Here is a 23,166-nt window from a genome sequence, read left to right on the forward strand (position 1 = left end):
ACCACCCCTGGTGCGTCACAGAGCGCGAGCCGCATTCCTATGATGGGCGCACGACATCACGGACCCTCCGACCGGAGGTCAGAGGGTCCGCAGGTGTACGGCAGCGCGACGGTGGTGGAGGGGTCGATGACTCAGGGGGCCGGTCAGGGACCCGCGATGCGGACGGACACGCTGCGAGACTTCCGCGTGCCGGTCATCGAACCCGCCCCGTACGCGGCGGCCGTCGGCTTGTCCGGCGAGCAGCCGGTGTACGGCGAGTACCCCGCGTACTACGGCGAGGGCGCGCCCGGACACGGGCTGCCCGAGTACCGGACGGAGCCCGGCACCCACCCGACGGACCGCGTCGCGGTGCGCCCGGAGGTCGAACACGTGCCCCACCAAAGGGTCGTCGGCGCGTACCCGGGCCTCGCGCCCGTCGCGTCGGACGTGCCGGACGCGGCCTCGCCGGCCGAGGACGAGGCCCCCGAGGGGTACACGCCCACACAGCGCGACCTGCCCGTCATCGGCCGGGGCGCACAGGGCGGCCCCGGCGACACGGTCCAGGTCCACTACGTCCCCCAGGAGACCGCGGCGCCCGGGCCCGGCCCGCTGTACGTCGTGGGCGACGTACACGGCTACCTGGACGAACTCGTCACCGAACTCCAGGCGCAGAACCTCATCGACGCCGACCGACGGTGGTCCGCGGGCAACGCCCGGCTCTGGTTCCTCGGGGACTTCACCGACCGGGGACCCGATGGCATCGGGGTCATCGACCTGGTCATGCGGCTCTCCGCCGAGGCCGCCGCCGCGGGCGGCTACTGCAAGGCCCTCATGGGCAACCACGAGCTGCTGCTCATCGGCGCCAAGCGCTTCGGCGACACCCCGATCCACTCCGGCGCCGGCACCGCCACCTTCCAGGCCGCCTGGCTGCTCAACGGCGGTCAGCGCACCGACATGGAGCGCCTGGAGGACGTGCACCTCCAGTGGATGTCGCGGCTCGACGCGGCCACCCTGGAGGACGGGCACCTGCTGCTGCACTCCGACACCACCGCCTACCTCGACTACGGCAGCTCCATCGAGGACGTCAACGACACCATCCACGAGCTGCTCAACCGCAACGACGCAGACATCACGTGGGACCTCTTCCGAAAGTTCACCAAGCGGTTCGCCTTCCGCGACGAGGAAACCGGCCCGCAGGCCGTGCGGGAACTCCTGGGCACCTACGGAGGTGGCCGCGTCGTGCACGGACACAGCCCCATCCCGTACCTGCTGGGTGAGGTGGGCACCGAGGACGGCGACGAGCCGCGGGGCCCCGAGGTCGTGGACGGCCCGCACGTGTACGCGGACAGGCTGGCCATCGCGATGGACGGCGGGGTCACGATGGCCGGAAAGCTGCTCGTCGTACAGCTGCCTCTGCGCGACTGAGCGTTCGCTGAGCGGGGTATTTCCGGAAAGCCCCTGTCACGGCGTGGCATGGTCGCTCTACCATCGCTCTATCCGTAGCAGGCTCTCCTCCGTTTGTGCCGGCGCCCGGGTCTACGCGGGCATACCGGCTTGTACGGAGCATCGGGGGATGCACATGACCAGCGCTCCGCACCTGCTCACCGAAGACCGACCGGAGTTCGATCGGCTCCTCGACGAGGCGCTGCGCACAGCGAACGAACGGCCCGAACTCGCCGCCCTGGGCGAACGACTGAACGCCGAACAGTTGCGCACCATGGCCATGGGCGCCAGCGCGATCCTGACGGCGGCGGCCGCCGCCGAGTACGACCACTTCGTGAAGGTCCGCGAGGACCTGCGCGACGAGGCCCTGACGGCCTCGGGAAGGGGCGGAGAGCACCAAGGCGACGGGCAGGACGGCGGGGCGGGAGTGAGCGCCATCGTGGCCGTCCTCGCGCCCGTCTTGGCCGGCACCGCCATGCTGATCTTCCTGCTGGTGGGCTACAGCCTCAAGATGCTCGATCCCGAACCCGCCTTCGCCAAAACGATGCTGACGGCGGGTTGGCTGTTCGGCGCCCTCACCGTGGCCGCACTGCTGTTCGCGGTGATCGGGCTGTTGGTGACCGCGATCCGCAACAGCTCCACCGAGGTGGCGGCCGAGGAGACCGCGGCGATACCCGACGAGCTCTCCCGCGCACGGGAAGCCTGGCGCAACGCCCTGCTGGAACGGGGCATCATGCCGTTCCTGCGAGACGCCCTGGCCGATCCGAGCACACGCCCGGGCTCGCCCGTCCGACGTCTTCCGTCCAGCCGGATGCCCAACCTGGGTTACACCGCACCGGACTTCACGAGTCCCGGCACCTCCGGCGGGGCCACCCGGCCCGGCTACTCGCCGCCGGACTTCACCAGCCCGGACTTCGGAGGCCCGGACCACGAATCGGAGTGACCTGATCGGAGGCCGCCCACGTGGGGCGGAACGGCCCATCGGGCGCCGCCACTTGGCCGTGCCTCCGGGGTCCACCCGGGCCGCGCACCGGCGTGCCGTCCCACGGCCCCGCGAGACCTCCTCCTCGCCTGTGACCGGCTCCTCGCCATGCCCGATCTGCCGGAGACCTGTCGACGGCAGACCGAGGTCAACCGCGGGCCGCCGTCTCCCGCGCCCCCATCCGATCCGAGATGCCTGTTTCACGTGAAACATCCGGGTCTGTTTCACGTGAAACATCGCACGACTCCGGCGCCTAACCCGCCGAGCGGTCCCCGAGCGTCCGCCGCCGCTGCGCGACCTCCGTGAGCGCCGTCGGGCGCCAGACGCCGTCGGGCTGGTAGAGGTTGTGGCCCGGCGGCACGATCTCGTCGATCCGGTCGAGCGCCGCGTCGTCGAGGACCAGGCCCGCCCCATCGACCAGCGACTCCATCTGCTCCATGGTGCGGGGACCGATGATCACCGAGGTGACGGCCGGGTGCGCCACCGGGAAGGCCACAGCGAGTTCCGGAAGTGAGCAGCCGATCTCGTCGGCCAACTCGACGAGCCGTTCCACGGCTTCCAGCTTCGCGACGTTGCCGGGAATCGCCGGATCGAACCGGGCGGGCGTCAGCGCCGCCCGCCCCGACGTGAGGTCGACCGGTCCACCGAGCCGGTACCTGCCGCTCAGGAATCCGGACGCGAGCGGGCTCCAGGTCAGGACGCCCATCCCCTGGCGCCGGGCCACGGGGAGCACGTCGGCCTCGATGCCGCGCGCGAGGATCGAGTACGGCGGCTGCTCCGTGCGGAACCTCGGCAACGCTCGGCGCTCCGATACGTGGTACGCCTCGACGAGTTCCTCGGCGGGGAAGGTGGAGCACCCGAAGGCCCGGATCTTCCCGGCCCGCACCAGGTCACCGAGTACCGCCAGGGTCTCCTCGACGTCGGTGCCGTGGTCGGGCCGGTGTACCTGGTAGAGGTCGATCCAGTCGGTGTCCAGCCTCCGCAGGCTGTCCTCCACGGCCCGGACGATCCACCGCCGCGAGTTCCCGCTGCGGTTGCGTCCCTCCCCCATCTGGAAGTGCACCTTCGTGGCGAGGACGACGTCGTCGCGACGCCCCTTGAGTGCCTTGCCGACGATCACCTCCGACTCGCCCGCGGAGTACATGTCCGCGGTGTCGACGAAGTTGATCCCCCGATCGAGCGCGGCGTGGATGATCCGTACGCACTCCTCGTGATCCGGGTTCCCCACGGCCCCGAACATCATCGTGCCGAGGCAGTGCGCACTCACCTCGATGCCGGTCCCGCCCAGATTCCTGTATCGCATGGTCATGGCGGTGGACTCTAGGAGTTGAAGCACACTCGAACGCAAGGGATTCGAGGTGCGAATGTCACCGCCGACGGGCGAAGGTGCCGCCGCTGTCCGATCCCCCCGGTCCGGACAACGGCGGCACCGCGCCCTGCGTCAGTCCGCCAGCGGCAGGTAGACGCGGTTGCCCGAGGCGGCGAACTCGGCGGACTTCTCCGCCATGCCCGCCTGGATCTCGTCCGCCTTCAGGTCACCACCGTGCTCTCGGCGGATGTCCTGGGAGATCTTCATCGAGCAGAACTTGGGACCGCACATGGAGCAGAAGTGCGCGGTCTTGGCCGGCTCCGCCGGGAGGGTCTCGTCGTGGAAGGAGCGGGCCGTGTCCGGGTCGAGAGCCAGGTTGAACTGGTCCTCCCACCGGAACTCGAACCGGGCGTCCGACAGGGCGTCGTCCCACTCCTGCGCGCCCGGATGTCCCTTGGCCAGGTCGGCCGCGTGAGCGGAGATCTTGTACGTGATGACACCGGTCTTCACGTCGTCCCGGTTGGGCAGGCCCAGGTGCTCCTTGGGCGTCACGTAGCAGAGCATCGCGGTGCCCCACCAGGCGATCATGGCCGCGCCGATGCCGGAGGTGATGTGGTCGTACGCGGGAGCGACGTCGGTCGTCAGCGGGCCGAGCGTGTAGAACGGCGCCTCCTCGCAGATCTCCTGCTGAAGGTCGATGTTCTCCTTGATCTTGTGCATCGGGACGTGGCCCGGGCCCTCGATCATCGTCTGGACGTTGTGCCGCTTGGCGATGGTGTTCAGCTCGCCCAACGTCCTCAACTCGGCGAACTGCGCCTCGTCGTTCGCGTCGGCGATGGATCCGGGACGCAGGCCGTCACCCAGCGAGTACGTGACGTCGTACGTCGCCAGGATCTCGCAGAGCTCCTCGAAGTTCGTGTAGAGGAAGTTCTCCTTGTGGTGCGCGAGGCACCACGCCGCCATGATCGAGCCGCCGCGCGAGACGATGCCGGTCTTGCGACGGGCGGTCAGCGGCACGTACGGCAGCAGCACGCCGGCGTGCACCGTCATGTAGTCGACGCCCTGTTCGGCCTGCTCGATGACCGTGTCCTTGTAGATCTCCCACGTCAGGTCCTCGGCACGGCCGTCGACCTTCTCCAGCGCCTGGTACAGCGGCACGGTGCCGATCGGGACGGGGGAGTTGCGCAGCACCCACTCACGCGTGGTGTGGATGTTGCGGCCGGTGGAGAGGTCCATGACCGTGTCGGCGCCCCACTTGGTCGCCCAGGTCATCTTGTCCACCTCCTCCTCGATGGAGGAGGTGACCGCCGAGTTGCCGATGTTGGCGTTGACCTTCACCAGGAAGCGCTTGCCGATGATCATCGGCTCGATCTCCGGGTGGTTCACGTTCGCCGGAAGCACCGCGCGACCTGCCGCGATCTCCTCACGGACGACCTCGGGGGAGACGTTCTCGCGGATCGCGACGTACTCCATCTCCGGGGTGATCTCGCCCCGTCGTGCGTACGCGAGCTGCGTGACGGCGGCGCCGCCACGACCCCGCCGGGGCTGACGGGGCCGGCCCGGGAAGACCGCGTCGAGGTTCTTGAGACCGCCGCGGGGCGACGTGTGCTTGATGCCGTCGTCCTCGGGGCGCACGGGACGGCCCGAGTACTCCTCGGTGTCGCCGCGACCGATGATCCAGTTCTCGCGGAGGGGAGCGAGACCCCGACGGACGTCCGTCTCGATCTGAGGGTCGGTGTACGGACCGGACGTGTCGTAGAGCGTCACGTCCTTGCCGTTGGTGAGGTGGACCTGGCGGACCGGCACCCGGATGTCGGGCCGGGAGCCCGCCAGGTATCCCTTGTGCCAGCCGGGCTGGCGCTCGGTCTGGCCGTCGGCGTCCTGGCTGACGGCAGGCGTGCGTGCGTCCTGAATGGTCATGAGACCTGATCTCCCTACGCCGGCATTACCCGGTAACAGGTTCGGCGGTCGACGCAGCCTCTTCCCGTACGTCGTGACGACGTGCGTACGGTGATCAGCGCCCTCTCAGCCCGGTGCTCCGAGCTCCCGCGTTGTGCAAAGGTGCCCCCACGCTAGCGTCATCTGTGGCGTGCTGAACAGTGGGCCCCCTCATCTCTTGCGATGATCGGCCGGTGACGACCTCGCCGCAGCCCCCCACCGAACCCGTTGAGCACACCGGTCACACCGGCCACGAACACGCCCCCTACGGGCATGTGCCAAGCCCCTCCCACGGACATTCCCACAGCCACAGCCACGGCCCGGCCGCTCCCGTTTCCAAGCACCTGCGCAAGGTCATCGCGGCCGTACTGATCCCCTTCGCCACCGCGGTCTTCATCGGCATGGTGATCCTCTGGCCGGGGGGTGCCCCCGCCCACGAGCGGACCGGCGTCGGGTTCGACCGCCAGACCCAGCAGGGGAAGGTCGTCACCCTGGCGCAGGTCGACTGCAAGTCGGTGAACGCCTCGCAGGTGCCCTCCACGGGCGACACCTCGACCCCCGAGGGCCGGGAGGCCCAGGCCGCGCAGACCGGTCAGTGCAAGAAGGCCACCATCGAGGTCACCGGCGGCCCCGACCAGGGCCGGACCTTCTTCGAGATCGTCCAGCCCGGCGCTCCGCGCCAGTTGGCGAAGGATCAGGAAGTGGTGGTCGCGTACGCCCCGGACGCCCCCCGGGACCTCCAGTACTCCGTGATCGATGTCAATCGGAAGTTCCCGATGGCGCTGCTCGCCGGGATCTTCGCCATCGCGGTCGTCGTCGTCGGGCGGATGCGTGGGCTGTTCGCGCTGATCGCGCTCGCCGTCAGCTTCACCGTCCTGACCCTCTTCATCCTCCCGGCGATCCTCCAGGGATCCAACCCCCTGCTCGTCGCGGTCATCGGGGCCAGCGCGATCATGCTGATCGCCCTCTACATGTGCCACGGGCTGACCGCGCGCACCTCGGTCGCCGTCCTCGGCACGCTCGTCTCGCTCCTGCTGATCGGCCTGTTGGGGTCCTGGTTCATCGGCTGGGCGTTCCTCAGCGGCAACACCGACGACAACACCGGCCTGATCCACGGTCTTTACCCGGAGATCGACATGAGCGGCCTGTTGCTCGCAGGCGTGATCATCGGTTCCCTCGGCGTCCTCGACGACGTGACGGTCACCCAGACCTCGGCCGTCTGGGAACTCCACCAGGCCGACCCGAAGATGGGCCCGCGAGCCCTGTACCGGGCGGGCATCCGGATCGGCCGCGACCACATCGCGTCCGTGGTCAACACGCTGGTACTGGCTTACGCGGGCGCGGCGCTGCCCCTGCTCCTGCTGTTCTCGATCGCGAACAGCAGCATGGGGTCGGTCGCCAACAGCGAACTGGTCGCGGAGGAGATCGTACGGACCCTCGTGGGCTCGATCGGGCTCGTGGCCTCGGTACCGGTCACCACGGCACTGGCCGCTCTGGTGGTCTCCGCCGACCGCCCGGGCGCTCCGGACACCACGCCGGCCGCGGGGCCGGTACGTGGAGGCAGGGGACGGCGGCGCAAGCGCTGACCGTCGGGGTCGGACCGGACCGGGGCAACGGCGGGTGGTGAGCGCGGCGAACGGGGCAGTCTCTCAGCCCGCGTTCCGCTCGTTCTGCTGGGATTCGTCCAGGATCTTGCCGAGCGCCTCGTCGAGGTTTCCCTCGAAGTCACTCAGAGTGCGCTCCTGACCGAGCGGAACGAGCCGGTCGGTCCGGTCGAGGAACGCGACGAGCGGCGCCGCGCCGGCACGGAACAGCGCCCGGTCTCCACCGACCTGCAGACGGATGTGCACATCGGACAGCTCTTCCGGCTCGGTGGGAGAGATGTGCACATCACCTTCCCCGCAGGCCTTGTTGATGCCGTCGAGGAGCAGTTCTCGGCCGAATGCCCAGGTCACAGGGGCGTCTCCGGGGAGGTGGAAGGTCAGGCGCACCGCGTAGGGGTCGTGAGCGTCGTACCGGAGTTCCACCGGGATGCGGAACGAAAGCTCCTCGGAGACGAGGAACTTCATCATGACCTCTGCCTGTACGGACTCGCGCATTGCCTACCCCGCTGTCATGGAAGTGGCCAGGAATGGTCCCTCTAGGCCTCTTGACAAGAGTGGTGGAAGTGCTTGCAGATCACAAGGAGTGAGTTTTCAGATACTGATAGAGAAGGAGAGGGTGCTCAACAGCGCGCCTACTTCACTCCGTAGTCGATTGACTACATAGAGCAACTCGCCCTCTTGGTGCAGGGGGAGAGAAATGGCCATCGTCGCGGCGGTGTCACCCGCCGTGATCGGGATGGCCGCGCACACCGTGCCGAGGGAGTACTCCTGCCGCTCGACAACCGGCTGCATCCGCCCCAGGGATCCGATGCGCTGCTCCAGGGAGCGCATGTCCCGCACCGTGTACGGGGTGATGGGCTCAACCGGGTGCCGCTCGTAGTAGTCCTTGCGCGTATCGTCGTCGAGCTGGCCCAACAGGCACTGGCCGATGGCGTGAGCGTGGCCGGTCTCACGGAAGTCCGCCCACTCCTCGCACGCCGGGCTGGACGGGGTGTCCGAGACACCCACGACCTCGATCTCACCCTCGCGGAAAACCGCGAAGTAGACGGGAGCCCCCACGGCGTCGCGGAAGTGGGCGAGCGAATCGAGGATCATGCTGCGACGTTTCTGCTGAAGCCCTCCGACGGCCAGCCGGCCCGCGGCATCACCGAGTACGAAGACTCCGCCCTCCCTGCGCAGATAGCCCTCGTGGGTCAGGGTGCGCAGCAGGTGATACGCGGTGGGAAGCGGGAGCCCGGCTTCGCGCGCCAGTTGCTTCGCCGGCGCTCCCCCGCTGTGGGAGGCCACGGCTTCGAGCAGTCTCAGCGCCCGCTGCACCGAACCGATCAGAGTCGGTACAGCGGAATTGGGAACCGAAGACAAAGCTCACCCCCAGGCATGGCGCGGGCCTTGAGGGCCCGCTCTGCGGGGGCCACCCCCGCACATGCCGTGATCCTGGGGGTCACACGTGTCGGCTATGCGTCATAGCCGCGGGTCAGAGCGGCCGTACCGGCTTTTCGGTGCCCCGGGAACGGCACAGATTGCCACTCTATCCGCCGATTCCTGGGGTATGGACGGTTTCACGCGTCACGTTCCCCCTCCTGGCTCAATCCCGGTGACGGTCGATCCGGTTGTCCTACCAGTCCCGAGAGGAGGACTTCGAACCGGCGCCGGTGAACTTCTTGACCACGAAGATCAGACCGCCGACCAGGGCGACGAAGAGCAGCAGCTTGAAGACGAGCGCGATCAGCGTGCCGAGAACGGTCGTGATCACACCGCCGAAGACGAGCAGAGCCAGCAGGGGAACGGCGATCCACTTGACCCACCACGGCATGCCCTCGAACATCGCTCGGATCCCGTCCATGTCCCCTACCTCTTCCTCGTCCGTGACTTCCTGCTCTCGATGCTAGGAGGCCACGACTTCGAACGGGGCCCCGCGAGCCCCCGGAACCCCCTGATCCGACCCCTAGGGGGATCAGGGGCCCGACCCTCGCCTTCAGCCCTCCGGCGGGGAGAACACCACCAACACCTTGAGCGGCTCGGTGATGTGGTGGAACCTGTGCGGCACTCCGGCCGGCACGTAGACGACGCTGCCGTTGGCCACCGTCTCGGTCTCCTCCCCGACCGTGATCGAGGCCCGGCCGCTCACCACGTAGTACACCTCGTCCTGCCGGTGCGGCTGCTGCGGGTCGCTCTGCCCCGCGTCCAGCGCGTACAGACCGACCGACATGTTCCGCTCCCGCAGGAACTGGAGATAGGCGCCGTCGTTGGCGGCCCGCTCCGATTCGAGTTCATCCAGCCGGAAGACCTTCATCGTTCCTCTACCCCTTGCTCCGTGGTGCCGCGGGATCCGCTGATCTGCCGATGTCCCGCCAGGATCTTCTCTGCAACGATCGGGCACATGACGAATTTCGTAATCAAGACGCTCGCGAACGCGGCGGCCCTGGCCGTCGCCATCTGGTTGCTGGCCGGCATCACGCTCGACGACGGCAGCAGCACGGGCCGACGCGCGATCACCCTGATCCTGGTCGCCCTGGTCTTCGGCCTGGTCAACTTCATCGTCAAGCCCGTGGTGAAGTTGCTCTCACTCCCCTTGTTCGTCCTCACCCTCGGCCTCTTCACCCTCGTCGTGAACGCCTTGATGTTGCTGCTGACCTCCTGGCTTGCCAAGCAGTTCGACCTCAGCTTCCACGTCGACGGCTTCTGGACCGCCCTCGTGGGTGGTCTGATCATCTCCCTCGTCTCCTGGGCCGTGAACCTGGCCCTGCCCGACAAGAACTGAACGGATGGCCCATGTACCGCGTGTGCTTCGTCTGCACGGGCAACATCTGCCGCTCTCCCATGGCCGAGGCCGTTTTCCGCGCCCACGTCGCCGAAGCGGGGCTCGCCCACCGGATCGCGGTGGACAGCGCCGGCACCGGTGGGTGGCACGAGGGCGACGGCGCCGACCCGCGCGCCATATCCGTGCTGGAGGCCGCCGGGTATGCGCTGGACCACCGGGCCCGACAGTTCCAGGCCTCGTGGTTCGAGCGACTCGACCTCGTCATCGCACTCGACGCCGGTCACCTGCGGGAGCTGCGGGCGCTCGCCCCCACCCCCGAGGACGCCGCCAAGGTGCGGCTGCTGCGTTCCCACGACCCCGATGCCCGCGCCGTGCGGGACGACGGACCGGACGTACCGGACCCCTATTACGGCTCTCTCGACGGTTTCGAGGAATGCCTGGAACTGGTCGAGGCCGCGAGCCCCGGCCTGCTGAACGCCGTACGCGCGGCGGTAAAGGAGCCCAACCCGTGAACGATCCGCACACCCCCGGAACCGACGGGTACGGCGACGGCACCCGGGCCGTCCGCGCCGGCCTGCCCGAACCCGTCAAGAACGAGCCGACCCTGCCCGGGCCGGTGTTCGCCGCGCACTTCCACCTGCCCGGCGACGTCGAAGGCCCGTACACCTACGGCCGCGACACCAACCCCACCTGGACCCTGCTGGAGAGGGCCATCGGGGAACTGGAGGCGCCCGGCCGCAGCGGTGTCGAGACGATCGTCTTCGCCTCCGGCATGGCCGCGATCTCCGCCGTCCTGCTCTCCCAGGCACGCACCGGCGACACCGTCGTCCTTCCCGACGACGGCTACCAGGCCCTGCCGCTGCTCCGCGAGCAGTTGGAGGCGTACGGAATCCACGTGCGCACCGCCCCGACCGCGAACGAAGCCCAGCTGGCCGAGCTCGACGGGGCCCGGCTGCTGTGGATCGAGACCCCCTCCAACCCGGGGCTCGACGTGTGTGACGTACGGCGCCTCGTGGCCGCCGCGCACGCCGGCGGAACGCTGGTCGCCGTCGACAACACCCTCGCCACGCCGCTCGGGCAGCGGCCCCTGGAGCTCGGCGCGGACTTCTCCGTCGCCAGCGGCACCAAGGGACTCACCGGCCACGGCGATCTCCTCCTGGGCTATGTGGTGTGCCTCGATCCCGATCTCGCGGCGGCCGTCCGCCGCTGGCGCAAGATCGTCGGTGCGATCCCCGGTCCCATGGAGGCCTGGCTCGCCCACCGGTCCCTCGCCACCATCCAGTTGCGCGCCCAGCGTCAGTGGGCCAACGCCCTGGCCGTCGCCGAAGCGCTCGCCGACCGCGACGACGTGAGCGGACTGCGCTACCCGGGCCTCCCCTCGGACCCGTCGCACAAGACGGCGGCCCGACAGATGCAGGGCTTCGGCTCGGTGGTCTCCTTCACCCTGGCGGACCGCGAACGGGCGGAACGCTTCATGGCCGCCCTGCGACTGGTCGAGGACGCCACGAGTTTCGGAGGAGTACGGTCCACGGCCGAGCGGCGTGGACGGTGGGGCGGCGACGCCGTGCCGGAGGGCTTCATCCGCTTCTCCGCCGGGGCCGAGGACACCGAGGACCTGGTCGCCGATGTGTTGCGGGCCCTCGACTCCGCCGGTCAGGGCCACTGAACGGCAAGGAGAAGGCGGTCCGAGCCTCCCCCCTGGTGGCTCGGACCGCCTCGGGTTCCATGTGCGAAGAACCACGTCGACAAGGCTAGTTGACTCTCTGTCAGAGTCCAATCACGGTAACGGCAGGGGCCTATCGGGATATTTATAGTTGAAGGCCCCCACCGAGAGGGGCCCTCATGGACCTGGCCCTGCTGCGTACCTTCGTCGCCGTGCACCGAGCGGGCTCGTTCACCCGGGCCGCCACGCTCCTCGGGTTGTCCCAGCCGGCCGTCACCTCACAGATACGCACCCTCGAACGCCAGCTGGGGCGACCGCTGTTCCACCGCCGCGCCCGGGGAGTCACCCCCACGGCCGTCGGGGACGAACTCGCGCACAAAGCCGCCCCGCACCTGGACGCACTGCTCCGGATCGCCGAGACCGAACGGGAGGCAACCGGGGGCTTACGCACGCTGCACGTCGCCGGGCCTCCCGAGTTCCTGAGCCTGCGCGTGCTCCCCGCCCTCGCACCGCTGGTCGGCCAGGGTCAGACCCTGCGCACCGCCCTGAGCCCCGATGCCGAGGAGAACTTCGACGGCCTGGCCTCAGGACAGCACGACCTCATCGTCACGACAGCTCGGCCGCGCGGCTCCCTGTTCACCGCCACCGCCCTCTGCGACGAGGAACAGGTCCTGGTCGCGGCTCCCTACTGGGCCGCACTCGTCGATCCGGAATCGCTGCGCGAGAAGGGGGCCGGCGCGAGCGCCGCCCTCGACGGCATCCCCGTGGTCGAGGTCCACGAGAGCCTGCCCCTCGTCACCCGCTACTGGGCCGCCGTGTTCGACAGCCTGCCCGACACCGCCGCCACCGTGATCGCACCCGACCTGAGGGCGGTGCTGGAGTGCGTCCGCGCCGGCGCGGGACTCGCCGTCCTGCCCCGCTACCTGTGCCAGGACGCCCTCGACAGCCGTCGGATCGTCTCGCTGCTGGAGCCCGCCCTGCCACCCCTGCGCACCTGGTTCCTCGTCGTACGCACCGGGAGCCTGGCCCTCGCCCATCTCGCCCGGGCCCACGACCGGCTCCTGCACTCGGCCGCGGACTGGTGAGCCGCCCCGCCCGAAACCGTCCGTTTCCCGGGCCCGCGTTTCAGAAGCGGAAGTCTGGGCCACTCTTCTCCCATGACCGAACGCCCCGTGGTCAAACGCACCGCCCGCGCGATCCTGCTCGACGGTGACGACCTGATCCTCATCAAGCGCACCAGGCCCGGCGTCGACCCGTACTGGCTCACCCCAGGCGGTGGAGTGGAGTCCTCGGACGCCACCGTCGTCGACGCCCTCCATCGCGAGGTCCACGAAGAACTCGGTGCGAAGATCACCGATGTGGTCCCCTGCTTCGTCGACACCGTCGAGCACATCGCCGATGGCGGCGTCACCGGCGTGAAGGTGCAGCACTTCTTCGTCTGCCACCTCGAATCCATGGACCCGGACCAACGCCACGGCCCCGAGATCGACGAGCCCGAAGGCGAATACGAGATCGTCCGCGTGCCGTTCAGCCGGGTCGGCATCGCCGCCGTGCATCTCGTCCCGCTGTCCCTGCGCCACTACCTCGACGGCAACATCGAAGGCGTGCGCGCCATGCACGCCGCCGACCTGGGCTGAGCCCCTCGACGAGCCGGCAGGCGTCCCGCGGTCTCAGCCCCCGACGCCCGCCAGCTCCTCCACGGCGTCGTAGCGGATCCGCTCCCCGGGAATCCCGATCCGCTTGAGCGCGTCCACACCACTGCGGATCATCGCGGGCGGGCCCGAGATGAACGCGTCGTACGAACTCCACGGCCCGTGCTCTCCGACCGCCTGCGGCAGTTGTCCGTCCAGCCCGCCGCCGATCACGGGACGCACCGACAGCCAGGGGTGCGAGCGCTGCAGTCCGAGCAGGGTGTCCTTGTCGTACAGGTCGTGATCACTTCGCGCACCGAAGAAGACCTCCATCGGGCGTCGTTCCCCGTGTTCGGCCACGTCCTCGATCAGTGCCTTGATCGGGGCGATCCCCGTACCGCCGCCCAGGCAGAGCATCCCGTTGTCGGTCGTGTGGTCCACCACCATCGAACCGGCCGGAGGGCCCAGGCGCAGCACGTCGCCCGGCCGGGCATGCCGTACCAGGGCGTTGGAGACCCAACCCGCCGGAACGGCCTTGACGTGGAAGGACAGCAAGCCGTCCGCGCGCGGGGCGGAGGCGAAGGAGTAGTGCCGCCACACCCGGGGCCACCACGGGGTCTCCAGGCTCGTGTACTGCCCGGCGACGAACGGATACGGCTGGTCGGGCCGGACGGTCAGCACCGCGATGTCCGAGGTGCGCAGGTCGTGGGAGACCACTTCCGCGTGCCACCAGGCCGGTGCCTTGATCTCGTCCTCGGACGCCGCGTCGATCATGATCTGGGAGATCGCCGTGTACGCCCGCACCCACGCAGCCTCGGTCTCCGGCCCCCACGTCAGCTCGGCGTAGCGGGCCAGGGCGCCCAACAGCGCCTCGCCCACCACGGGATAGTGGCCCGCCATCGTGCCGTACTTGCGGTGGCCGGTACCCAGGCGGCGCAGATACGGGCCGAGCACATCCGGGTCGTCGATGTGCTCGGCGGCGGTCAGCAAGGCTTTCAGCAGGCGGTCGCGCTGGGTGTCCATGGCCACGGGGAACATGCCCCGCACCTCGGGGTGCCCGGTGAACACGAGGGCGTAGAAGTACGAAGTCACTCGGTCGGCGACGGGCGCGATCTCCGCCAGGGTCCGGCGGATGAGCACGGCATCGGGGGACGGCTCGACCTCACCTTCCCCGGACGGTATCCGGCCCGTCCGCCGTCTTGCCGATCTGGTGGACGGAGCGTCCATGCGGTGCCTCGCTTCGAGAATCTCGGTAGGTCTGCACACGCCACGGCCTCGAATCCGTGGTTCCGGGCTTCACAGCGTGCCGGCCACCCAAGAACACTGCGCGGGAATGGGGAAATTCCGAGTTTCGAACCCCCTTTCCCCTTAAGATGCCTGAACTCCCGGGCGCGACGACCCCAGAAGCTGGTAAGCCTCGCGGAGATCCCGACCCTCATAGACGTACGTCGCGCGTTCCGCCAGATACGGCCTGGCATTGACCGCCACGGACCTCGGCACCGCCTCGAAAAGCACCGCGTCGGTCAAGGAATCCCCGTAGGCCACGCAGTCACTCCGGGTCACCCCGAACCGGGCGCACAGTCGGTCCGCGACATCGACCTTCAGCTCGGGCGTCAGGATCCCCGCCACATCCAGGGGGCGGGTGAACGGCACCTCCGGATAGAGCGAGCCGTGCGCGGCGTCCGCGCCCCACTCCAGCAGCAGTTCCACGAAGAAGGACGGTGACAGGGAGATCACCGCGCAGTGGTCCCCGCGCTCCCGGATCTCCTGCCAGACCTCCCGGATCCCCGCCAACCACGGCGAACCGTCGAAGGCGGCCCTGACGTGCTCGGACGTCAATCCCGCCCACAGCGCGTGGGCGGCGACGGAAAACTGGTGCGGTCCGATCTCACGCGCGGCGAACGCTCGCTCAAGCTCGGCGATCTCCTCGCTCACGCCCAGTTGCCGGGAGATCTCCACCAGCGCGGCCGACCCGTACATCAGGGTTCCGTCGAGATCGAAAAGGTGGAGAAGCTTCATAGCGGTCGAGGCTAGCCGGTGTGTTTCACGTGAAACACCGTGTTTCACGTGAAACGAACTCCGTCGTCACCGGAATCGCGCCACGTTTCACGTGAGACATCGAGCCGTTTCACGTGAAACATCCGCGCCCGGTCCGCCTGGCACCGCTCGCCGGCGCCCGCTCCCGCGCTCCGCGTCCTCACGTGATCCGATTCCCGGAATCCTCTGGACTCCCCACCGACTCATGATCCAGTCTGGTCGGGTGACACCACCACAGCTCACCGACCTGCCGATCCGCGCGCTGGCCATGGACGATCTCCGTCGCTGCGCCGACCTCTCCGAGGACCGCGGCTGGCCCCGCGAGGAGCACAAATGGGGGCTGCTCCTTGCCGCCGGGGACGGCTACGGCATCGACGCCCCCGACGGGCGCGGCCTCGCCGCGGCCTGCGTGGTCACCCGATACGGCGGTACCTCGGCCGCACCGGACCTCGCCGCCATCGGCATGGTCCTCGTGGCCGACCGATACGCGCGTCAGGGCATCGGCCGCCGCCTCATGACGCACGTCTGCGACCACGTTCTCCAGGGCATCGCGCTCACCCTCCACGCCACCCCCTACGGCCGACCGCTCTACGAGGAGCTCGGTTTCGACACCACGGGCCGCGCCGAGATGTTGACGGGCACCTTTCGTGCGGAACCGCCGACGGCCAGGGGTTCCGGCGCCGGAACGACCTCGATCAGGCCCGCCACCGCCGAGGACATCGGGCGGATCATCGGGCTGGACAGTGAGGTGTTCGGTACCGATCGCATGCACATGATCACGCGGCTGCCCGCTTTCGCGGATCGACTGCTCGTCGCCGAGGACGGCACCGGCGAACTCATCGGCTACGCGGCCCTCTGGCCCAACATGGAGACCCATGTCATCGGCCCGCTGATCGCCCGGGACACCCTCGTGGCCCAGTCGCTCGTGACAGCGCTGGCCGCCACCACCGAACGCCCCCTGCGCACCGATGTCGACGTTCGCCACAACGAGCTCCTCGCCTGGCTGAAGGACCGCGGACTCGCCTCGATCGCCTTCAACGCCGTCATGACCCGCGACATCCCCGGTCTCCCCGGTGACTGGGCCCGACGCTGGGCACCGCTCACCGTCGCCGCGGGCTGAGGAAGGAACCACCACACATGACCGACACCACCGCCGAACTCACCATCAGGGCGGCCACCGAGGCCGATCTGCCCGCCATCGTCGCCATGCTCGCCGATGACCCGCTGGGGGCGACCCGTGAGTCCCCGGACGATCTCGCCCCGTACATCGCGGCCCTCAAGCACATCGACGGCGACCCCAACCAGCGGTTGGTGGTCGCCGTACGCGAGGACCGGGTCGTGGGCACGCTCCAGCTCACCATCGTCCCGGGACTCTCCCGCAAGGGAGCCTCGCGCTCCATCATCGAAGGCGTGCGCGTCCACGCCGACGAACGGGGCAGCGGTCTGGGCACCCGTTTCATCGAGTGGGCGATCGAGCAGTCCCGTCTGGAGAACTGCCAGTTGGTCCAGCTCACCTCGGACGTGACGCGGGTCGACGCCCACCGCTTCTACGAGCGGCTCGGGTTCACCGCTTCCCACGTCGGATTCAAGCTCCCACTCTGACGGACCGCACCGAACCCCGAATGGCCGGGCCGTCCGCGGCGGTCCGGCCTACGATCGGGAGGATGAGCCCCAGCCTCCCCCTCGTCACCACCGCCGAGCGCCGCCACCGGCTCGGCCGTCGGCACCGGCTGGCTCCCTCGGCCCGCGCCACCCGCGTGCACGAAGCCGCGGACGCCGTCGTGGCCCTGCACGCCACCGACGCCGCGACCGTGTTCCTGTCGGCCCGCGCCCGCCTCACCGGGGTGGGTGCCGCGGCCGTCGAGCAGGCGCTGTATGAGGACGTGAGCCTCGTACGGCTGCTGAGCATGCGCAACACGCTCTTCGCCGTCTCCGCCGAGCTGGCCCCTTACGTGGACGCGTCCACGGCCCGGGGGATCGCCGCCAAGGAGCGCCGCACCTTCCTCAAGCACCTCGACGAGGACGGCCAGGGTCTCGACACGGGCTGGCTCGCCCGCGTCGAGATGGCCGCGCTCGACGCCCTCGATCGGCTCGGCCCCTCCACCGGCAGCCAACTCTCCGCCGCCGTGCCCGCTCTGCGGCAGAAGATCACCGTGGGCCGGGGCAAGAAGTACGAGACCGAGACCGGTGTCGCCACCCGCGTCATCAGGCTCCTGGCCGCGGACGGCCGGATCCGCCGTGACCGCCCGCGCGGCTCCTGGACCTCCAGCCAGTACCGCTGGGTCCACACCGACCCGTGGCCGGCCGTGCCGGCCGCCGAGGCGCGCGCCGAGATCGCCCGCCGCTGGTTGCACGCGTACGGGCCGGCCACCGAAGCCGACCTCAAGTGGTGGACCGGCTGGACCCTCACCGACGTACGCAAGGCCCTGGCCGTCGTCGGCCCCGACCACGTCCGCCTCGACGACGGCACCGGCGCCCTCGTCAGCCCCGGTGACATCGGACCCGAGCCGGCCGTCGAGCCCTGGGCAGCGCTGTTGCCCGGGCTCGACCCGAGCGCCATGGGCTGGGCCGACCGCGGCTTCCACCTCGATCCCGCCCACCGGAGCGCCCTGTTCGACTACGCGGGCAACATCGGCCCCACCGTCTGGTGGAACGGCGAGATCATCGGCGGTTGGGCCCAGCGACCCGACGGCGAGATCGTCTGGCGGCTGCTGGGCGATCCCGGCCGCGCGGCCGGGGAGGCGGTCACCACCGAGGCCGCCCGCCTCTCGGAATGGATCGGCGACGCGCGCATCACCCCTCGCTTCCGCACTCCATTGGAACGAGAGCTGGTGGCATAGGAGCCGGGGTGCTCAGCCGATGCCTCGCCAACCCTGCGGGTCCACCCCACCGGGCACCGGGGCCTGGGCGTCGTACGGCTCCCGCGTGAACACGAAGGAGCCCAGGTCGAGATGGCTCACGGAACCGTCCGCCCCGCGTACCGCCCGGAGCGTCTCTCCCGCGTAATAGCCGTTGAGGCCCGTCCAGCTCCCGTCCGACTCGGCGCGGAAGCGAGCGGTACGACCCGTCGCCCCGACCGGTGCCAACTCCAGGATCCCGTCGGCGGTCAACCGGACCACCTGGGCCGAGGTACCCCAGTACCAGGGGCCGCAGAGGTCCAGCGCCACCGGATCGGCCTCGCGGAAGGGCCGCCACGGCTCCGGGAACCGGGGCTCCGCCTCCGCCACGATCGCCACCAGGTCCACGGCCACCGTCGTCGCCGCCAGGCCCGACGTGCAGTTGGCCAGCACCACCGCCGCCACGTCGTCCGTCTCGCTCAACCACAGCCCCGCGACGAAGCCGGGCAGCGACCCCCCGTGCCCCACGAGTCTGCGCCCGGAGCCGTCCATCAGCTGGAGTCCGAACCCGTAACCGGGCTCGGCGACACCCTCCGTCGGGGCGGCCGATGTACGCATCTCCCGCAGCGACTCGCTGCTCAGCACCCGCTCGTCACCCCGCACGAGGAACATCGCGAACCTGGCCAGGTCCCGCGTCGTGGACCAGAGTTGGCCCGCCGAGGCCATCAGACCCAGGTCCTCCGACGGTTCGGGCATCATCACGTCCGCCCACGGATGGACCGCCCAGCCGCCCGCGTGCGGAGCCTTCGGCGCCGCCGTCGTACGGTCCAGCCCGAGCGGCTCCAACACCTCGGCCCGGAGCGCCTCCTCCCACGACATCCCCCGCAGGGCCTCCACCAGGGATCCCAGCAGCGTGTAGCCCGGGTTCGAGTAGTGGAACCGGGTGCCGGGCGCGTGGAGCAGGGGCCGCTCTCCCAGGACGTCGGAGAGCCCCGGGCGCAGGGCGGCCGGAGTCCGCTCCCACCACTCACCCGGTGTCTCGGCGGCCAACCCCGCCGTGTGGGCCAATAGTTGCCGTACCGTCACCTCGCCGACGCCCGTCCCCGGCAGGTACTTCTCCACCGGATCCCCGAGGCTCAGCAGACCCTCGTCCCGCAGCCGCATCACCAGCACGGCGGTGAACGTCTTGGTGATCGAACCGATCCGGTACTGCACGTCCCCGTCGGGGCCATGGCCCTCGACACTCGTACGAGACCCCTCCCAGACCACCTCACCACCCCGAGCGACGGCCGCCACGACCGAGGGCGCGCGCCCGTCGCGCTGGGCGACGGCGATCCGGTGCCTCAGCGCGCGTCGGGTGGCGGGAAGCAGTTCCAGGTCTTCGGAAAGAGTGTCCATGATCCCCAGGCTCTCAGGCCATGCACCCCACGTGCGCGTCATTTCCCGCGCTCCCGCTCCACCGGCCGACACACCTTCCGCCGGTAGGTCACGCGGCGCTCGTGCGGCCGACCGCAAGGACCGACCGCACGAGCGCCGCCACGATGTGGAAAACCCCGAACCCGCCCTCACCGCTTCGGATCTGCACGTGGTGATGTGCCGTGCGATGTGCACCATTACCTGTACGCGGTGCTGAGCTGCGCTGTCGATGGGGAGTCGAACCCCCGCGTTGCTCTTCACGCGCCAGGCGTGGGCCGGAAAACCGCCGGCCCTCGGTGTGTGCACGCCTCCGAAGCGACTACCTGCTCCACATCGCTCTCGCTCGCCGGACCCGCTCAGTCCAGCAGGTCGACCTCCCAGTTCGCCCGCTGGATCCGCACGTCCAGCTCGCGGATGTCCCGGGCCAGGGCGTCCGCCTGGCCGCGCAGTTCGGCGACCGGGAGCGCGGAGAGCATCATCAGCTCGGAACGGAGCTGGCGGCCGTACCCCCGTTCGCCCGTACCCGCCGCCGCGTCCGCCGCGGCGTTGACCACCGAGTGCCGCAGCCGCAGGACGTCCCGGCGCGCGAGCGCGTCGGTGATCGTTCCGTCAGGTCCCATGTCCGCTGCCGCGTTGGTCCGGTTGATCCGCCGGATCAGCGCTTCGAGGGCGTCCAGTACCTCGCCGGTCTCGGCCAGCAGCCGCGCCGCGTCCTCGGCGGGCGTCTCGCCCTCCTGGTATCGCGCGTTGCCGACGACCCGCGCGCGCAACTGCTCCACGCGACGCGTGGCCTCAGCGCGTTCCGCCAGTGCCTCTCCGAGCTTCACCGTCCGCACCTCCCATCGTTCACGAGTTCGGGCGATCATACGTTGCCCCGGTTCATACCCATCTGGAATTTTCCCGGGTGGATATTCCCAAGTGACGGCGAACCTCTCGGCATCGGCGGGAGACTCGGGCGGTGACTTCGAACTCTGCCGACCCGAGCTGCCGCGAGCCGTCGCCCATGGAGCCCGATCCGTATCCGGACCTGATGTCCGCCGGCGGCCTCGCCGCGGCGCTGGAGGCGGTGGCCGCCGAGCTCGCGCTCCCCTGGGGTCCGGTCCAGGTGAAGGAATCGGATCCGTTGCGATCCGCCGGCGTCGCGAGCGAGGTCGTCGGCCGGGAGACGTGCTGGATCACGCTGGGTTCCGCGGAGCGACAGTTCATCCTCAGTGGCTGGTGCAGGGGAGTTCGACTGATCTCGGGCTCGACCCCGGATCTCGCGGAGATGGCCTTGGCCCTGGAGGGTTGGCGAAACGGCGCGACGCTCCGGGAGATCCACGAGGCGGCCCCGTTCGTCACGGTCACCGAACTGGCACGGGCGCACGAACGCGGCCCCGCCGACGCCGTCGCCGTCGGGTGGCGCCTGCTCCTGGAAGGTCTGCGGCGAAAGGAAGACCTGTTCTACTACGCGCGATCCACCCTGAGGATCGCCGAGGCCGCTTACGCCGAACCGAAGTTGCGCCGGCTCTATCCGTTCACCAGCCACCGGTCCCTGCACTTCACGACGTGCGTCGGGATTCCGTACTCACGGGACGTACCGCACGTTGATCCGCTGAGCGACGGCCGGTACCGGGTGTACGCGCCGTCCCGCCGGAGCGTCATCGGCGATGCCCACACCCCGGAGGCAGCCGTCGCCCTGGTGGTCTCCGGCCTGCCGGCCGGCTGCGGACCTGCGGTCGCCGGCACATCCGGGGATCGGTGACGGCAGACGACACCGGCGACAGGTGTCCGCTGGGACGCCCGGGGGACGGCGGGGACGAGCCCGCCGCACCCTGCGGATCACGTGTTGGCCATGTCCACGAAGCGCGAGTAGTGACCCTGGAAGGCCACGGTGATGGTGGCGGTGGGGCCGTTACGGTGCTTCGCCACGATCAGGTCCGCCTCGCCGGCACGGGGAGACTCCTTCTCGTACGCGTCCTCGCGGTGGAGCAGGATCACCATGTCCGCGTCCTGCTCGATCGAGCCCGATTCACGCAGGTCGGAGACCATCGGCTTTTTGTCGGTGCGCTGCTCGGGGCCACGGTTCAGCTGGGAGAGCGCGATGACCGGCACCTCGAGCTCCTTGGCCAGCAGCTTCAGGTTTCGGGACATGTCCGAGACCTCCTGCTGACGGCTCTCGGGGCGGCGCGAGCCACCCGATTGCATCAGCTGGAGGTAGTCGATGACCACGAGCGACAGGTCGGCGCGCTGCTTCAGCCGGCGACACTTCGCCCGGATCTCCATCATCGACAGGTTGGGGGAGTCGTCGATGTACAGCGGCGCGGCGGAGACGTCCGGCATCCGGCGGGCCAGCCGCGTCCAGTCGTCGTCGGTCATCGTGCCCGAGCGCATGTGGTGCAGCGCCACGCGGGCCTCGGCCGAGAGCAGGCGCATCGCGATCTCGTTGCGGCCCATTTCGAGGGAGAAGATGACGCTCGGCAGGTTGCTCTTGATGGAGCAGGCGCGGGCGAAGTCCAGCGCGAGCGTCGACTTGCCCATGGCGGGTCGGGCCGCGATGACAATCATCTGGCCGGGGTGCAGGCCGTTGGTCAGCGAGTCCAGGTCGGTGAAGCCGGTCGGGACTCCCGACATCTGGCCGCTGCGCGAACCGATCGCCTCGATCTCGTCGAGGGCGCCTTCCATGATGTCGCCGAGCGGCAGGTAGTCCTCGGAGGTGCGCTGCTCGGTGACGGCGTAGATCTCGGCCTGGGCGCTGTTGACGATCTCGTCCACATCGCCGTCGGCCGCGTATCCCATCTGCGTGATCTTCGTGCCGGCCGCGACGAGGCGCCGCAGAACGGCTCTCTCGTGGACGATCTCGGCGTAGTACTCGGCGTTGGCCGCCGTCGGCACGGACTGGACCAGCGTGTGCAGGTACGAGGCGCCGCCGACCTTGCTGATCTCACCGCGCCGGGTCAGCTCCGCGCCGACCGTGATCGGGTCGGCCGGTTCGCCCTTCGCGTACAGGTCGAGGATGGCCTGGTAGATGGTCTCGTGGGACGGCCGGTAGAAGTCGTGGCCCTTGATGACCTCGACCACGTCGGCGATGGCGTCCTTCGAGAGCAGCATGCCTCCGAGCACCGACTGCTCGGCGTCGAGGTCCTGGGGCGGAACGCGCTCGAAGCCGCCGCCCCCACCGTCCCAGGAGCCTCCCTCGCGGCCCTGGTCCTGCTGGTCGTCCCCGCGACCGCGACCCTCTCCCTTACGGCGCGAGCGGGCGGGCAGACGGTCACCTGGACCGCTGTCGGCCCAGGGGTCGTCCATGGGCTCGGGCATGCTCACCGGGCCGCCTCCTCCCGTCCGCTGCGCGGACCTCGCCGTGTCACTCTTTCTACGACACGGCTCTGACATTTGGGGTACCCGAATCGGCTGTCGGCGCGTCGGGGCAACGCACCACGGTAGGGCCGCGAGCGACGTCAGCCAATCTTGTTATCCACAGGCTGTGTGGATGAGATGTGGACGACGGCGCCAATGCTGTGGGTAACTGCCTCCAAGCTGTGTACGGACCGGGGGACGACGCTGTGGACAAAATCACCCGACCACCC

Annotated in this window: 23 protein-coding genes; 12 read left to right on the top strand and 11 right to left on the bottom strand. The window is 69.6% G+C overall.

Translation table 11 applies throughout. The annotated features are described in order from the left end of the window. Positions 1-111: 111 nt before the first annotated feature. Positions 112-1,404, top strand: coding sequence for a metallophosphoesterase (locus tag OG906_RS17345; RefSeq protein WP_443067460.1), 1,293 nt, complete (start codon positions 112-114; stop codon positions 1,402-1,404). A 148-nt stretch (positions 1,405-1,552) separates the two neighbouring features. Next, positions 1,553-2,365, top strand: a complete 813-nt coding sequence (locus OG906_RS17350) for a hypothetical protein (RefSeq protein ID WP_329443857.1) — start codon at positions 1,553-1,555, stop codon at positions 2,363-2,365. A 292-nt stretch (positions 2,366-2,657) separates the two neighbouring features. Here the strand turns inward: OG906_RS17350 and OG906_RS17355 are convergent, their stop codons facing one another. Continuing rightward, the gene (locus tag OG906_RS17355; protein ID WP_329448049.1) at positions 2,658-3,707 is read right to left on the bottom strand and encodes an aldo/keto reductase; all 1,050 of its coding nucleotides are present in this window, start codon (positions 3,705-3,707) and stop codon (positions 2,658-2,660) included. A gap of 138 nt (positions 3,708-3,845) precedes the next feature. After that, positions 3,846-5,633: a phosphomethylpyrimidine synthase ThiC gene (gene thiC / locus OG906_RS17360; RefSeq protein WP_267802102.1), complete on the bottom strand. Its 1,788-nt coding sequence runs from the start codon at positions 5,631-5,633 to the stop codon at positions 3,846-3,848. A gap of 212 nt (positions 5,634-5,845) precedes the next feature. On the opposite strand from thiC, the gene OG906_RS17365 reads away from it, so the two are divergent. Then, on the top strand, positions 5,846-7,237 hold the full coding sequence (locus tag OG906_RS17365) for a YibE/F family protein (RefSeq protein ID WP_443067393.1): 1,392 nt from the start codon (positions 5,846-5,848) through the stop codon (positions 7,235-7,237). A 63-nt stretch (positions 7,238-7,300) separates the two neighbouring features. On the opposite strand, the gene OG906_RS17370 is transcribed toward OG906_RS17365, so the two are convergent. The 4 genes from OG906_RS17370 to OG906_RS17385 form a co-directional block, all read right to left on the bottom strand. Continuing rightward, positions 7,301-7,750, bottom strand: a complete 450-nt coding sequence (locus OG906_RS17370) for an SsgA family sporulation/cell division regulator (protein ID WP_267802101.1) — start codon at positions 7,748-7,750, stop codon at positions 7,301-7,303. A 96-nt stretch (positions 7,751-7,846) separates the two neighbouring features. After that, entirely contained in the window at positions 7,847-8,617 is a 771-nt protein-coding gene (locus OG906_RS17375; RefSeq protein ID WP_392893659.1) for an IclR family transcriptional regulator, read from the bottom strand. Between the two features lie 253 nt (positions 8,618-8,870). Beyond that, entirely contained in the window at positions 8,871-9,098 is a 228-nt protein-coding gene (locus tag OG906_RS17380) for a DUF5326 family protein (protein WP_385636373.1), read from the bottom strand. A 132-nt stretch (positions 9,099-9,230) separates the two neighbouring features. Further along, a complete protein-coding gene (locus OG906_RS17385; RefSeq protein ID WP_267799043.1) occupies positions 9,231-9,548 on the bottom strand; it encodes a cupin domain-containing protein in 318 nt (105 codons plus the stop codon). A gap of 87 nt (positions 9,549-9,635) precedes the next feature. Here OG906_RS17385 and OG906_RS17390 point away from each other — a divergent pair, with 87 nt between their 5' ends. The 5 genes from OG906_RS17390 (at position 9,636) to OG906_RS17410 (ending at position 13,316) form a co-directional block, all read left to right on the top strand. Then, positions 9,636-10,016: a phage holin family protein gene (locus OG906_RS17390; RefSeq protein WP_329443863.1), complete on the top strand. Its 381-nt coding sequence runs from the start codon at positions 9,636-9,638 to the stop codon at positions 10,014-10,016. A gap of 11 nt (positions 10,017-10,027) precedes the next feature. Then, the gene (locus tag OG906_RS17395) at positions 10,028-10,528 is read left to right on the top strand and encodes a low molecular weight protein-tyrosine-phosphatase (RefSeq protein ID WP_329443865.1); all 501 of its coding nucleotides are present in this window, start codon (positions 10,028-10,030) and stop codon (positions 10,526-10,528) included. Next, entirely contained in the window at positions 10,450-11,682 is a 1,233-nt protein-coding gene (locus OG906_RS17400) for a cystathionine gamma-lyase (RefSeq protein ID WP_443067394.1), read from the top strand. Before OG906_RS17395 ends, OG906_RS17400 begins: the two co-directional genes overlap by 79 nt. Positions 11,683-11,858: 176 nt before the next feature. After that, positions 11,859-12,764, top strand: a complete 906-nt coding sequence (locus OG906_RS17405) for a LysR family transcriptional regulator (protein ID WP_329443869.1) — start codon at positions 11,859-11,861, stop codon at positions 12,762-12,764. Positions 12,765-12,836: 72 nt separating this feature from the next. Continuing rightward, the gene (locus OG906_RS17410; protein ID WP_053683995.1) at positions 12,837-13,316 is read left to right on the top strand and encodes an NUDIX domain-containing protein; all 480 of its coding nucleotides are present in this window, start codon (positions 12,837-12,839) and stop codon (positions 13,314-13,316) included. Between the two features lie 33 nt (positions 13,317-13,349). On the opposite strand, the gene OG906_RS17415 is transcribed toward OG906_RS17410, so the two are convergent. Beyond that, positions 13,350-14,591, bottom strand: coding sequence for a globin domain-containing protein (locus OG906_RS17415; RefSeq protein WP_402302449.1), 1,242 nt, complete (start codon positions 14,589-14,591; stop codon positions 13,350-13,352). A gap of 87 nt (positions 14,592-14,678) precedes the next feature. Then, positions 14,679-15,329: an HAD family hydrolase gene (locus tag OG906_RS17420; RefSeq protein WP_329443872.1), complete on the bottom strand. Its 651-nt coding sequence runs from the start codon at positions 15,327-15,329 to the stop codon at positions 14,679-14,681. Positions 15,330-15,570: 241 nt separating this feature from the next. On the opposite strand from OG906_RS17420, the gene OG906_RS17425 reads away from it, so the two are divergent. The 3 genes from OG906_RS17425 (at position 15,571) to OG906_RS17435 (ending at position 18,187) form a co-directional block, all read left to right on the top strand. Next, positions 15,571-16,467: a GNAT family N-acetyltransferase gene (locus OG906_RS17425; protein ID WP_329443874.1), complete on the top strand. Its 897-nt coding sequence runs from the start codon at positions 15,571-15,573 to the stop codon at positions 16,465-16,467. Positions 16,468-16,484: 17 nt separating this feature from the next. Continuing rightward, the gene (locus OG906_RS17430; protein WP_329443876.1) at positions 16,485-16,949 is read left to right on the top strand and encodes a GNAT family N-acetyltransferase; all 465 of its coding nucleotides are present in this window, start codon (positions 16,485-16,487) and stop codon (positions 16,947-16,949) included. 62 nt (positions 16,950-17,011) lie between these two features. Beyond that, positions 17,012-18,187, top strand: a complete 1,176-nt coding sequence (locus OG906_RS17435) for a winged helix DNA-binding domain-containing protein (RefSeq protein WP_329443877.1) — start codon at positions 17,012-17,014, stop codon at positions 18,185-18,187. A 12-nt stretch (positions 18,188-18,199) separates the two neighbouring features. Here the strand turns inward: OG906_RS17435 and OG906_RS17440 are convergent, their stop codons facing one another. Next, positions 18,200-19,582, bottom strand: coding sequence for a serine hydrolase domain-containing protein (locus OG906_RS17440; RefSeq protein WP_329443879.1), 1,383 nt, complete (start codon positions 19,580-19,582; stop codon positions 18,200-18,202). Positions 19,583-19,956: 374 nt separating this feature from the next. After that, a complete protein-coding gene (locus OG906_RS17445) occupies positions 19,957-20,427 on the bottom strand; it encodes a DIP1984 family protein (protein WP_329443881.1) in 471 nt (156 codons plus the stop codon). A gap of 131 nt (positions 20,428-20,558) precedes the next feature. On the opposite strand from OG906_RS17445, the gene OG906_RS17450 reads away from it, so the two are divergent. Further along, a complete protein-coding gene (locus OG906_RS17450) occupies positions 20,559-21,344 on the top strand; it encodes a DUF6193 family natural product biosynthesis protein (RefSeq protein ID WP_329443884.1) in 786 nt (261 codons plus the stop codon). 77 nt (positions 21,345-21,421) lie between these two features. Here OG906_RS17450 and dnaB read toward each other — a convergent pair whose 3' ends face one another. Then, a complete protein-coding gene (dnaB, locus tag OG906_RS17455) occupies positions 21,422-22,903 on the bottom strand; it encodes a replicative DNA helicase (RefSeq protein ID WP_329443887.1) in 1,482 nt (493 codons plus the stop codon). Between the last annotated feature and the right edge of the window lie 263 nt (positions 22,904-23,166).

The organism is Streptomyces sp. NBC_01426 (assembly GCF_036231985.1).
Lineage (GTDB): Bacteria > Actinomycetota > Actinomycetes > Streptomycetales > Streptomycetaceae > Streptomyces.